The sequence below is a fragment of the Pseudomonas sp. JV449 genome, from assembly GCF_032424295.1.
In the GTDB taxonomy this organism is placed as follows: Bacteria; Pseudomonadota; Gammaproteobacteria; order Pseudomonadales; family Pseudomonadaceae; genus Aquipseudomonas; species Aquipseudomonas marginalis.
Map to the genome: position 1 here is coordinate 79,252 of NZ_VYKD01000007.1, position 12,438 is coordinate 91,689.

Here is a 12,438-nt window from a genome sequence, read left to right on the forward strand (position 1 = left end):
GCTTGAGTAAAGATAACTCTAGGGTTACTTTTATTTAGGCCGAGCCAAGGAGGCTGGTGTGCAAAGCAGGCTATTGATCAAGGAGCTGCAAGAGGCGGGTTGGGTGCTGGATCGGGTCACGGGCAGTCATCATATTTTTACCCACCGCTATAACCCGTACACGATCCCGGTGCCGCATCCGAAGAAGGATCTGCCGCTGGGCACCATCAGAAGCATCAGGAAACGTGCCGGGCTGTTTCAGTTTTAAGGAGAGCATTCATGCAATACCCAATCTGTATCGAATGGGGCGATGACTTCACCGCCACCGGAATCCAGATCCCCGATATTCCAGGCGCAGTCACCGCCGGGGACAGTTTCGAAGAGGCCTACAACGCCGCTGTGGAAGTCGCGCACATCCTGCTGCAGGAGATCGCCGCAGAGGGCGGGGTGATTCCGATGCCAACGTCGGTGGCCGATCATCACACCCACGAAGACTACGCCGGGATGGGCTGGGGCATGCTGGAGCTGGACATCTCGCCGTATCTGGGCAAGACCGAGAAGGTCAATGTGACCTTGCCCGGCTATGTCATCCAGCGAATCGACCGGTATGTGCGCGAGCACAAGGTCAAAAGCCGCTCGTCATTTCTGGCGGATGCGGCTTTGGAGAAGTTGGTGCGTTCCTAGGCGGTGGCGACAGCCGTTTGCCGCGACGCACTGAGGAACCGCAACAACGCCACCAGCGGGAACGCACTGCCCACCAGCATCACACCCAGCCAGCCAGCGTGTTCGTACACGCTGCTGGCAATCGCCGAGCCGAAGGCGCCGCCGATGAAGATGCTGGTCATGTACAGCGCGTTCAAACGGCTGCGGCTGTTGGCGTCGAGGGCGTAGATGGCGCGTTGGCCGAGGACCATGTTCATCTGCACGCAGAAGTCCAGGACCACGCCGGTCACCGCCAGGCCGATGACGCTGTACAGCGGGTGCACGAAGGCCGGCAGGAAGCTCAACACCGCAAAGACCATGGCCAGCAGCGACGCGCGGTGGGTGTGGCCGGCATCGGCCAGGCGCCCGGCGATGGGGGCGGCAATGGCGCCGATGGCACCGACCAGGGCGAAGAGCGCGATCTGGGTCTGGCTCAGGCCGTGGTTGCGCACCAGCTCCAGCGGGGCGGCGGTCCAGAACAAGCTGAACGTGGCGAACATGCAACCTTGGTAAAACGCGCGTTGGCGCAGCAGCGGTTGTTCACGCAGCAGGGTGCCCAAAGAACGTAGCAATTGGCCGTAGCTGGCGCTGTGGTCAGGCTGGCGCTTGGGGATGGTCAGCATCAGCACCACGCTGATAAACGCCATTAACGCGGCGGCGGCCATGAACATCGCGCGCCAGCCAAAATGGTCAGCCACGACGCTGGACACTGGCCGCGCCAGCAGGATGCCCAGCAGCAGGCCACCCATGATGCTGCCGACCACCCGGCCCCGAGACTCGGCAGGCGCCAGGTGTGCGGCCAGGGGGATCAGGATCTGTACCGATACCGAACTGAAGCCGATCAGCAACGACACCAGCAGGAACAGGTTCGGTTGTTCGGTAAAGGCCGCACCCAGCAGGCTGGCAATCGCCACCAGGGTCGTGATGATCATCAGCTTGCGGTTTTCCAGCAGGTCACCCAAAGGCACCAGGAAGAACAGGCCGAGGGCGTAGCCGATCTGCGTCAGGGACACAATCAGGCTGGCCATCGCGGGGGTGAGGCCGATGTCGGGGGCGATCAGTTCGATGATCGGCTGGGCGTAGTAGATGTTGGCGACGATGGCGCCGCAGCAAAACGCAAACAGCATCACCATTGCGCGGGTCATGGTGCTCGTAGCGTGGGGGGTAGCATTCATGGTGTTCTCATAAAAGCGAAGGTAGATGGCGAGCGAGAGTAAAGACAAGGCTCAACGGCGAGTAGGCCGTTTGTGGTGATATCACTTATGCCGGGTGATGATACATTCAGAAACAACTGCTGAAACAGGAAATCCAGCGCCATGAAAATCACGTTCAACAAGATACTCCTGGCTTCAAGCCTCGCTGCTGCAATGGCCCTGGGCCTGGCCAATGCCGCCGATGCCCCGCGCGTAGGCGTACGCGGGGCAATCACCGCGATGGACGGGGATGCGATGCAGGTCAAGGTCAACAGCGGTGAAGACGTCACCGTGCACCTGACCAAGGATACCCAGGTGCGCGCCGTTACCCTGGCCAGGATCGACGAAATAAAACCCGGCAGCTACATCGGCTCGGCCGCCATGCCCAACGCCGACGGTACTCTCACGGCGCTGGAAGTGCATGTGTTCCCGCCAGCCATGGCTGGCACGGGGGACGGGCATCGGGCGTTTGACCTGAAGGAAGGCAGCAGCATGACCAACGGCACCGTCGGCGACCTGGTGGTCAGCAAAGGGCGGACGTTGATCGTGAAATACAAAGGCGGCGAACAGAAGATCGTGGTGCCGGAGGATGTGCCGATCGTCAACCTGGAACCGGGGGACCGCAGCTTGCTCAAGCCGGGGGTGAAGGTGGTGTTGTTTGCCGCGCAGGGGGCGGATGGGAAAATCACGGCCCAAGCCATCTCAGCCGGCAAGGATGGCGTGACACCGCCGATGTAGCTGCAAAACCCAGATCTAAATGTGGGAGGGGCGAGCCTCCTCCCACATTTGTCAGTTACTGACCGGAGTAGATCTGGTCGAAAACCCCACCATCATTGAAGTGGGTTTTCTGCACGGTGCGCCAGTCACCAAAGGTCTTCTCCACCGACAGGAAGTCGACTTTCGGGAAGCGGTCGGTGTACTTGGCCAGCACCTTCGGGTCACGCGGGCGCAGGTAGTTGTTGGCGGCGATTTCCTGGCCTTGCGGCGACCACAGGTACTTCAGGTAGTCTTCAGCCGCCACGCGGGTGCCTTTCTTCTCGACCACTTTATCCACCACCGACACCGGCGGCTCGGCTTCGGCGGAGACGCTTGGGTAGATCACTTCGAACTGGTCACGGCCGAATTCACGCGCGATCATTTCCGCTTCGTTCTCGAAGGTCACCAGCACGTCGCCGATCTGGTTGGTCATGAACGTGGTGGTGGCGGCGCGGCCACCGGTGTCCAGCACGGGCGCCTGTTTGAACAGCTTGCCGACAAAGGCCTTGGCCTTGTCTTCATCGCCGCCGTTCTTGAGCACATAACCCCAGGCCGACAGGTAGGTGTAGCGGCCGTTACCCGAGGTTTTCGGGTTGGGCACGATCACCTGCACGCCCTCTTTCAACAGGTCAGGCCAGTCTTTCAGGGCTTTCGGGTTGCCCTTGCGCACGATGAACACGGTGGCCGAGGTAAACGGCGCGCTGTTGTTCGGCAGGCGGGTGACCCAGTCGTCCGGCACCAGTTTGCCGTTGTCGACCAGAGCGTTGATGTCGGTGGCCATGTTCATGGTAATCACGTCAGCCGGCAGGCCGTCGATCACCGAGCGCGCTTGTTTGCTGGAACCGCCGAAGGACATCTGCAGGGTCAGCTTGTCGTTCGGGTGCTCGGCCTCCCAGTGCTTCTGGAAGGCGGCGTTGTAGTCCTTGTAGAAATCGCGCATCACGTCGTAGGAGACGTTGAGCAGAGTGACCGGGGCGGCCTGGACGGCGCCCGCCAGGGCAAGGCCGGCGGCCAGGAGAGAGGCGCTTACGAGTTTTTTCACTGCTCATTCCTTGTTGTTCGGGAGAAGAGGGGAGGCACATTGCCAGCGACTATAGCCGGGGGCACTTAGTCGCTTAAAGATTAAAAAGAACTTTGCTTATTCCACTTTCTTAAAAAGATTGCTGCCGCAGCGCGAACAGAACGCCGCGTTGGGCTCGTGGCTGTTTTTCCTGCACACCGGGCAGTCGTGTTGCAGTTGCTCACCGCGCATGGCACTGGCCAGCTCGGCAGTAAAAATCCCCGTGGGCACGGCGATGATCGAGTAACCGGTGATCATCACCAGCGACGAAATAACCTGGCCCAACGGCGTCTTGGGCACGATATCGCCAAAGCCCACGGTGGTCAGCGTCACGATCGCCCAATAGATGCCCTTGGGGATACTGGTGAAGCCGTGCTCCGGGCCTTCGATCACATACATCAAGGTACCGAACACCGTGACCAGGGTGCACACGCTCACCAGGAACACCACGATCTTCTGCTTGCTGCCGCGCAGCGCCGCCATCAGGTAGTTGGCCTGCTTGAGGTACGGGCTGAGCTTGAGCACGCGGAAAATCCGCAGCATCCGGATGATGCGGATGATCAGCAGGTACTGCGCGTCGCTGTAGTACAGCGCAAGGATGCCGGGCACGATGGCGAGCAGATCCACCAGCCCGTAAAAGCTGAAGGCGTAGCGCAACGGCTTGGGCGAGCAGTACAGGCGCAACCCGTACTCGATCAGGAAGATCAGGGTGAAGCCCCATTCAATGTAGGCCAGCACATCGGCGTAGTTCTGGTGGACCTGGTCGATGCTGTCGAGCATCACGATCACCAGGCTGGCGAGGATGATCAACAGCAGGATGCCGTCAAAGCGCCGCCCGGCGACGGTGTCGCTTTGAAAAACCATGACGTAGAGCCGCTGACGCCAGTCGTTGTTGCTGTCCATAAAGCCCGCCTGAATCGAATATCGAGCAAGCCTAGGGGGATTCGAAGGGGCTGTCCATGCGGGGTTTCCTGAGTATTCGGGCGCCGGCGAGTACCAGCCAGCAGGCAAGGACAAACGGCGCGGTGAGTGCCGGCAGATGCAGGGCAGCAAAGCCCGGTGTGAGAAGGATCGCCAGCAGGATGCCGAGCAGCGGCAGCCAGGGTTGGCGCCGTGCCTGGCTCAGCGCCAGGGCCGCGAGAGCCGGGTTGTAGCTGTGCAGGCCGAGGAGGGCGGCGCTGGTGTCGTCCAGCAGCAAGGCGATCATTACGCCGCTGCTGGCGCCGATCACGGCCCAGACCGCGGCACGCCGGTTCGCCAGCCACAGGCCGAGGGCAATCAGCGCGCCCGCCAGCGGCTGGTCCAGCAGCATGATTTGCGCGAGGCCGGTGAACGGCGCGCCGAGCACCGCCAGGGTATCGGGCTCGCCGAGGGCGAAGGCACTGTGTGGGACGCTGCCCAGCAGCAGCCAGCCCAGGCCGACAAAGGGCGCGGTGTAGGCGGGCAGGTCGTGCGGCCGACTGGCGTGTTTCAGCCACTGCCGCGTGAGGATCGCGCTCAAGCCGCCGCACGCGAGGATCAGCGGTGGCAACAAGGCCGACCAGGCGAAATGCTGGCTGATCAGCAAACCAAGCAGCACGCCGTTGTAGCTATAGAGTCCAGCCTGGCGCTCGGCCTTGGGATAGTCGCGACGCTGGGCCGTGAGCAACCCGGCGACCCCACCCAGCAGCGCACCGCCGAGCAAGGCCGGGGCGCCGATCAGGATCGCCAACAGGCACAGCAGGCCGCACAACGGATGGCGTTGCAGGAAGATCTGGCTGAAGCCGTTGAGCAGGGCTTCGGCCCAGTCGGGGCAGGTTGGGGTGTGCATTTTTAGTGAGTCAGTGGGACCGAGTTGGGCCCATCGGGGGGCCTCTACAGGCGCTAGATCAGCGTCTCTATACGCAAGGAGTTGGTCGACCCCGTCTGCCCGCGCTGCGCCATGCCCTGGGCCTGGGCAATCTCCAGCGCCGTGGAACCACTTCATCCACCTGGCGAATCCAGTGGTAACGCCGGGCGTGATCGGCATGCTCACCGTGGCTGAAGTTGAGGCGAAAGATATTCACCCCGGCTTGCACCAGCTCGCGGATGTCGTCGATACCGTCGGTGGCCGGGCCCAGGGTGGCGAGGATCTTGACCTTCTTGTCAGGCGTCATGGCGGGCAGTCTCAAGGATCAGGATGGCGCGCACGTCATTGACATTGGTGCGGGTCGGCTCGGTAACGATCAAGCCGTCGAGGGCGGCGAAGTAGCCATAACCGTTGTTGTTATCCAGCTCGTCGCTGGCCGACAGGCCCAGGGCTTCGGCGCGCGCATAGCTGCACGGGGTCATGATTGCGCCGGCGTTGTCTTCCGAGCCGTCGATGCCGTCGGTGTCGCCGGCCAGGGCGTACACGCCCGGCAGGCCTTTGAGGCTGTCGGTAAGGCTCAACAGGAATTCGGCGTTGCGCCCGCCACGGCCGTTGCCGCGCACGGTGACGGTGGTTTCACCGCCGGAAAGGATCACGCATGGCGCCGCCAGCGGCTGGCCGTGCTGCACGATTTGCCGCGCGATGCCGGCGTGCACTTTGGCCACGTCCCGCGCTTCGCCTTCCAGGTCGCCGAGGATCAGTGGGCTGAAACCGGCCTGGCGCGCTTTCACCGCCACCGCTTCCAGGGATTGTTGCGGGCGCGCGATCAGTTGGAAGTGGCTGCGGGCGAGTACCGGGTCGCCGGGCTTGACGGTTTCCGAGGCTGGATTCTGCAACCAGCTGCGCACGGCGGCCGGTGCGTCGATGCCATAGCGCTTGAGGATCGTCAGGGCCTGTTGCGAGGTGCTGGGGTCGCCGACCGTGGGGCCGGAGGCGATGACCGTGGCCTGGTCGCCCGGCACATCGGAAATCGCGTAGGTGTAGACCGTGGCCGGCCAGGCCGCCTTTGCCAGCCGACCGCCCTTGATTGCCGAGAGGTGCTTGCGTACGCAATTCATCTCGCCAATGGTGGCGCCGGATTTGAGCAGGGCTTTGTTGATGGCCTGCTTGTCGGCCAGGCTGATGCCTTCGGCAGGCAGTGCCAGGAGTGCCGAGCCGCCGCCGGAGAGCAGGAAGATCACCCGGTCGTCTTCGCCCAGGTTGCTGATCAATTCCAGCACGCGCTTGGCCACCGCAAGGCCGGCGGCATCGGGCACCGGGTGGGCGGCTTCGACCACTTCGATTTTCTGGCAAGGGGCGCCGTGGCCGTAGCGGGTGACCACCAGGCCTGAGACTTCGCCTTGCCAGCAATTCTCGACGACCAGCGCCATGGCGGCGGCCGCCTTGCCGGCGCCGATCACGATCACGCGGCCGCTGCGGTCGGCGGGCAGGCAGGGTTCGAGGACGTGCCGGGGGTGGGCGGCGTCGATGGCTGTGGCAAACAGCTCGCGAAGCAGGTGTTGCGGATCGACCGACATAAGCGGGCTCCCGGGGGATTTTTGTTATTAGAGGTGCAGCCCTTTCAAAGGGGGGTTACTTATCGCGAATCGAGAAGTTCGCCATATGCTCCAATCCCTTGATCAGCGCCGAGTGGTCCCAATTCCCGCCACCAAGCGCCGCGCAGGTGCTGAACACCTGCTGGGTGCCGGCGGTGTTCGGCAGGTTGATCCCCAGTTCCCTGGCACCGGCCAGGGCCAGGTTCAGGTCCTTCTGGTGCAGGTTGATGCGGAAACCCGGATCGAAGGTGCCCTTGATCATGCGTTCGCCATGCACTTCGAGGATCTTCGACGAGGCAAAGCCGCCCATCAGCGCTTCACGCACCTTGGCCGGGTCGGCGCCGTTCCTGGAGGCGAACAGCAGCGCTTCGGCCACCGCCTGGATATTCAGCGCGACGATGATCTGGTTGGCCACTTTGGCGGTCTGGCCATCGCCATTGCCGCCCACCAGGGTGATGTTCTTGCCCATGCTCTGGAACAGCGGCAGGGCGCGTTCGAAGGCCTGTGGTTCGCCACCGACCATGATGCTCAAGGTCCCGGCCTTGGCGCCGACTTCTCCGCCGGACACCGGGGCGTCGAGGTACTGCGCGCCGTGCTCGTTGATCTTCGCCGCAAACGCCTTGGTGGCCGTGGGAGAGATCGAACTCATGTCGATCACCACCTTGTTCGGCGACAGGCCCGCCGCCACACCGTCGGCACGGAACAGCACGTCGTCGACCTGCGGCGTGTCGGGGACCATTACGATAATGAACTCGGCTTCCTGGGCCACTTGCTGCGGGGTGGCCAGGGCCACGGCGCCGGCGCTGATCAGCTCGGCCGGCGCCTTGCCGTGGTGTTCGGAAAGAAACAGTTGATGACCGGCTTTCTGCAGGTTCGCGGCCATGGGCTGGCCCATGATGCCGGTGCCGATAAATCCGATTTTAGCCATGATGAAGTCCTCTTTTTATTCTCTGTGGGCGCTGGGCTTGCTGTGGTGAGCGGGCTTGTTGTGGTGAGCGGGCTTGTCCCGCTCTGGCTGCGTAGCAGCCCCATGGGGTCAGTGGTAAAGCCCCCCTCACCACAGCAAGCCCCCTCCCACAAGGTTTTGTGTGGTGTCGGTTAGATGGTGTTGTGGGCTTTAAGCCAGCCCAAACCCGCTTCGGTGGTGGTCAGCGGCTTGTATTCACAGCCGACCCAACCCGCGTACCCGATGCGGTCCAGATGTTCGAACAGGAAGCGGTAGTTGATCTCCCCGGTTCCCGGCTCATTGCGCCCAGGGTTGTCCGCCAGCTGGATGTGATTGATCTCCTCCAGGTGCGCCGCCATGGTCCGGGCCAGGTCGCCTTCCATGATTTGCATGTGGTAGATGTCGTACTGCAGGAACAGGTTGTCACTGCCCACCTGTTCGCGAATCGACAGGGCCTGTGCAGTGTTGTTGAGGTAGAAACCCGGAATGTCGCGGGTGTTGATCGCTTCCATCACCAGCTTGATGCCCGCCGCCTGCAGCTTGTCGGCGGCGTACTTGAGGTTGGCGACAAAGGTCTTTTCCACGGTTTCATCATCCACACCCTGGGGCCGAATCCCCGCCAGGCAGTTGATCTGGGTATTGCCCAGCACCTGGGCGTAGGCGATGGCCAGCGTGACCCCAGCACGGAATTCCTCGACCCGGTCCGTGTGGCACGCCAGGCCGCGTTCGCCCTTGGCCCAGTCACCGGCCGGCAGGTTGAACAGCACCTGGGTCAGGCCGTGGGCGTCGAGCTGGGCCTTGATGTCAGCCGAGCTGAATTCGTAGGGGAACAGGTACTCGACACCCTGGAAACCGGCATCGGCAGCGGCTTTGAAGCGAGCGAGAAAGTCCTGCTCGGTAAACAGCATGGACAGGTTGGCGGCAAAGCGCGGCATAGGGTTCTCCTTAATCGAGCAGGGAAATGGCAGTCGGTGCATCGTTGCCGACCAGGGCCAGGTCTTCGAATTCGTTGACGGCGTTGATTTCGGTGCCCATGGAAATATTGGTCACGCGCTCCAGAATGATCTCGACGATCACCGGTACCTTGAACTCCTCGATCATTTGTTCGGCCTTGCGCAACGCCGGCGCGATCTGTCCCGGTTCGAACACGCGCAGGGCCTTGCAACCCAGGCCTTCGGCAACTGCGACGTGGTCGACGCCATAGCCGTTCAGCTCGGGAGCGTTGAGGTTGTCGAAAGACAACTGCACGCAGTAGTCCATTTCAAACCCGCGCTGGGCCTGGCGGATCAGCCCCAGGTAGGAGTTGTTCACCACTACATGGATGTACGGCAGCTTGAACTGTGCGCCCACCGCCAGCTCTTCGATCATGAACTGGAAGTCATAGTCGCCGGACAGCGCCACCACCTTGCGGCTCGGGTCGGCCTTGACCACGCCCAGCGCCGCCGGAATGGTCCAGCCCAACGGGCCGGCCTGGCCGCAGTTGATCCAGTGGCGGGGCTTGTACACATGCAGGAACTGCGCGCCGGCAATCTGCGACAGGCCGATGGTGCTGACGTAGCAGGTGTCTTTGCCGAACACCTGGTTCATCTCTTCGTACACCCGTTGCGGCTTGACCGGCACGTTGTCGAAGTGGGTCTTGCGCTGCAGGGTCGCCTTGCGCTGCTGGCAGTCATGCAGCCAGGCACTGCGGTCCTTGAGCTTGCCGGCGGCTTTCCACTCGCGGGCCACTTCAATGAACATCGTCAGCGCGGAGCCGGCGTCGGACACGATGCCCAGGTCCGGGGTGAATACGCGACCAATCTGGGTTGGCTCGATGTCGACGTGAATGAATTTACGCCCTTCGGTGTATACCTCCACTGAACCGGTGTGGCGGTTGGCCCAACGGTTACCGATCCCCAGCACCACGTCGGACTTGAGCAGCGTTGCGTTGCCGTAGCGGTGCGACGTCTGCAGGCCGACCATGCCGACCATCTGGGGGTGATCGTCGGGAATGGTGCCCCAGCCCATCAGCGTCGGGATCACCGGGATGCCGGTCAGTTCGGCGAACTCCACCAGCAGCTCGCTGGCATCGGCGTTGATCACGCCACCGCCGCTCACCAGCAACGGGCGTTCCGCCTGATCCAGCAGGGCCAGGGCCTTTTCGACCTGGATGCGCGTGGCCAGTGGCTTGGCCAGTGGCAGCGGCTGGTAGGCGTCGATGTCGAATTCGATCTCGGCCATCTGCACATCGAACGGCAGGTCGATCAGCACCGGGCCAGGGCGGCCGGAGCGCATTTCATAGAAAGCTTTCTGGAACGCGTACGGCACTTGGCCCGGCTCGAGGACGGTGGTCGCCCACTTGGTCACCGGCTTGACGATGCTGGTGATGTCCACGGCCTGGAAGTCTTCCTTGTGCATGCGGGCCCGTGGCGCCTGGCCGGTGATGCACAGGATCGGGATCGAGTCGGCCGAGGCGCTGTAGAGGCCGGTGACCATGTCGGTGCCCGCCGGGCCCGAGGTGCCGATGCACACGCCGATATTGCCGGCCTTGGTGCGGGTGTAACCCTCGGCCATGTGCGAGGCGCCTTCAACGTGGCGAGCAAGGACGTGATCGATGCCACCCACCTTCTGCAAGGCTGAGTACAGCGGGTTGATCGCAGCGCCTGGGATACCGAAGGCGGTGTCCACGCCTTCACGGCGCATGACGAGGACGGCGGCTTCGATTGCTCTCATTTTGCTCATGATTTTGGTGCCTCTTGCGTTTTGTAATTGTATACAAGTGGTGTCTGTCCAAAGTGTATTCACGGCGGGCTGCGCAGGTCAATCCATTTTATTGATTGGTCTTTGCGTTCGTCGGAACGGCTTTTTTCGACGTATGGAGTCTTTGTTTGAAAATATTGTATACAAAAATAAATGTCATTGTGTTCTATTTGTTTGGTCGAGCATCTGATCGAACAGACTTCCACCGCTTTCCCAATAACAAAAGAAGGACGGCACCATGAGCGCTTTAACCTTGAAGATTGCCACCCAACTGGCCGGCCAGGCCCTCAGCGCAGGGCGCACGATCTCAGCCGCACCGCTGACCGTTGCGGTCCTCGACTGCGGCGGCCACTTGATCACTCTGCAGCGCGAAGACGGCGCCAGCCTGCTGCGCCCGCAGATTGCCATCGGCAAGGCCTGGGGTGCGATTGCGCTGGGCAAGGGCTCGCGCTTGCTGGCGCTGGACGCACAGCAACGGCCGGCGTTTATCGCAGCGTTGAACAGCCTGGGGCAGGGCAGCGTGGTGCCGGCGCCGGGTGGGGTGTTGATTCGGGATCAGGCGGGGGCGGTACTGGGGGCGATCGGGATCAGCGGGGACACGTCGGATATTGATGAGCAGTGTGCGATCACGGCGATCGAGGGGCTGGGGTTGAGGGCGGATGCGGGGGTGTCAGCTTGAGCATTGAGTGACTATCAGGGCCTCATCGGGGCATAGGTATCTACACATCTTGAGCCGAGCCCCCTGCGTAGCAGCTGTCGAGCCTTGGCGAGGCTGCGTCGGCGGTGTGTCAGACGCGCCGCAAACGCAGCCTCGCCAAGGCTCGACAGCTGCTACGCGTTATCCTACTGAAGTTGTGTAGATACTTATGCTCATCGGGGGCACCTCAGTGTGTCAGTCGGGTTCACAGCCCTTGAGCACCAACCGGATAATCGTCTGCGCCGCCGCTTCATAATCGGCCTCATCCAGCTTGGCTTTGCCGGTCACCGCGGAAATCTGCCAGTCGAAATCCGCATAGGTCTGCGTCGCCGCCCAGATGCTGAACATCAGGTGATGAGGGTCGATAGCTGCAATCAACCCGCGATCCACCCAGCTCTGGATGCAGTCGATATTGTGCTTGGCCTGGGCGTTGAGTTGTTGGACCTGCTCGGCACTCAGGTGCGGTGCGCCATGCATGATTTCGCTGGCGAACACCTTGGAGGCGAAGGGCAGGTCGCGGGAGATGCGGATTTTCGAGCGGATGTAGTTGCTCAGCACCGCTGAAGGCTCGCCCTCGGGGTTGAACGGCGTGGACGCCGCCAGGATCGGCTCGATAATGCTTTCGAGCACCTCGCGGTAGAGGTTGTCCTTGGACTTGAAGTAGTAATAGACGTTGGGCTTGGGCAGCCCGGCCTTGGCGGCGATGTCGCTGGTTTTGGTCGCGGCGAAGCCCTTGTCGGCAAACTCCTCGCTCGCCGCCCGCAGGATCTTTTCTTTGTTGCGCTCGCGAATGGTGCTCATAAAGTGCTCAGTCTCACAGATACTGTTTCTTTTTGACGGCGTCTGTTGCCGCCATTCTGCGTCGCCGCTCCTCCCCATAGCGAGCGATGAGTCGTCGCGGCTCCTTGCCTGACGACAACAGCCACTCGCCAAAAGAGAAACG

Annotated in this window: 13 protein-coding genes and 1 pseudogene; 4 read left to right on the plus strand and 10 right to left on the minus strand. The window is 62.2% G+C overall.

Annotated elements, in window-relative coordinates; genetic code table 11:
- The first annotated feature begins 58 nt into the window (after positions 1-58).
- Together F6S08_RS09895 and F6S08_RS09900 are read left to right on the plus strand one after the other, a co-directional pair.
- Positions 59-247, plus strand: a complete 189-nt coding sequence (locus tag F6S08_RS09895; RefSeq protein ID WP_065947262.1) for a type II toxin-antitoxin system HicA family toxin — start codon at positions 59-61, stop codon at positions 245-247.
- An 11-nt stretch (positions 248-258) separates the two neighbouring features.
- On the plus strand, positions 259-663 hold the full coding sequence (locus F6S08_RS09900; protein ID WP_065924469.1) for a type II toxin-antitoxin system HicB family antitoxin: 405 nt from the start codon (positions 259-261) through the stop codon (positions 661-663).
- Here the strand turns inward: F6S08_RS09900 and F6S08_RS09905 are convergent.
- Positions 660-1,856 (minus strand): MFS transporter, encoded by a 1,197-nt coding sequence (locus tag F6S08_RS09905; protein WP_315871340.1) that lies wholly within the window; start codon positions 1,854-1,856, stop codon positions 660-662. The genes F6S08_RS09900 and F6S08_RS09905 overlap by 4 nt on opposite strands.
- A gap of 141 nt (positions 1,857-1,997) precedes the next feature.
- Here F6S08_RS09905 and F6S08_RS09910 point away from each other — a divergent pair, with 141 nt between their 5' ends.
- On the plus strand, positions 1,998-2,612 hold the full coding sequence (locus F6S08_RS09910) for a DUF5666 domain-containing protein (RefSeq protein ID WP_315871341.1): 615 nt from the start codon (positions 1,998-2,000) through the stop codon (positions 2,610-2,612).
- 55 nt (positions 2,613-2,667) lie between these two features.
- On the opposite strand, the gene F6S08_RS09915 is transcribed toward F6S08_RS09910, so the two are convergent.
- From F6S08_RS09915 to gcl, 8 genes and pseudogenes are all read right to left on the minus strand, one after another.
- Positions 2,668-3,672: a sulfate ABC transporter substrate-binding protein gene (locus F6S08_RS09915; RefSeq protein ID WP_065924472.1), complete on the minus strand. Its 1,005-nt coding sequence runs from the start codon at positions 3,670-3,672 to the stop codon at positions 2,668-2,670.
- Between the two features lie 96 nt (positions 3,673-3,768).
- Positions 3,769-4,593, minus strand: coding sequence for an ion transporter (locus F6S08_RS09920; RefSeq protein ID WP_065924473.1), 825 nt, complete (start codon positions 4,591-4,593; stop codon positions 3,769-3,771).
- A 31-nt stretch (positions 4,594-4,624) separates the two neighbouring features.
- Positions 4,625-5,500, minus strand: a complete 876-nt coding sequence (locus F6S08_RS09925; protein WP_065924474.1) for an urea transporter — start codon at positions 5,498-5,500, stop codon at positions 4,625-4,627.
- 154 nt (positions 5,501-5,654) lie between these two features.
- Positions 5,655-5,825, minus strand: a pseudogene (locus tag F6S08_RS09930) (pyruvate kinase); the annotation flags it as partial.
- Positions 5,815-7,095: a glycerate kinase gene (locus F6S08_RS09935; protein WP_315871342.1), complete on the minus strand. Its 1,281-nt coding sequence runs from the start codon at positions 7,093-7,095 to the stop codon at positions 5,815-5,817. The gene F6S08_RS09935 and the pseudogene F6S08_RS09930, both read right to left, overlap by 11 nt.
- A gap of 55 nt (positions 7,096-7,150) precedes the next feature.
- Positions 7,151-8,041, minus strand: coding sequence for a 2-hydroxy-3-oxopropionate reductase (locus F6S08_RS09940; protein WP_074844696.1), 891 nt, complete (start codon positions 8,039-8,041; stop codon positions 7,151-7,153).
- Positions 8,042-8,211: 170 nt separating this feature from the next.
- Positions 8,212-8,994: a hydroxypyruvate isomerase gene (gene hyi / locus F6S08_RS09945; protein WP_315871343.1), complete on the minus strand. Its 783-nt coding sequence runs from the start codon at positions 8,992-8,994 to the stop codon at positions 8,212-8,214.
- Positions 8,995-9,004: 10 nt separating this feature from the next.
- Positions 9,005-10,780, minus strand: a complete 1,776-nt coding sequence (gene gcl, locus F6S08_RS09950) for a glyoxylate carboligase (protein ID WP_065924479.1) — start codon at positions 10,778-10,780, stop codon at positions 9,005-9,007.
- Positions 10,781-11,036: 256 nt separating this feature from the next.
- Here gcl and F6S08_RS09955 point away from each other — a divergent pair, with 256 nt between their 5' ends.
- Positions 11,037-11,477 (plus strand): GlcG/HbpS family heme-binding protein, encoded by a 441-nt coding sequence (locus tag F6S08_RS09955; RefSeq protein ID WP_065924480.1) that lies wholly within the window; start codon positions 11,037-11,039, stop codon positions 11,475-11,477.
- Positions 11,478-11,690: 213 nt separating this feature from the next.
- Here F6S08_RS09955 and F6S08_RS09960 read toward each other — a convergent pair whose 3' ends face one another.
- Positions 11,691-12,296: a TetR/AcrR family transcriptional regulator gene (locus tag F6S08_RS09960; RefSeq protein WP_065924481.1), complete on the minus strand. Its 606-nt coding sequence runs from the start codon at positions 12,294-12,296 to the stop codon at positions 11,691-11,693.
- Positions 12,297-12,438: the final 142 nt, after the last annotated feature.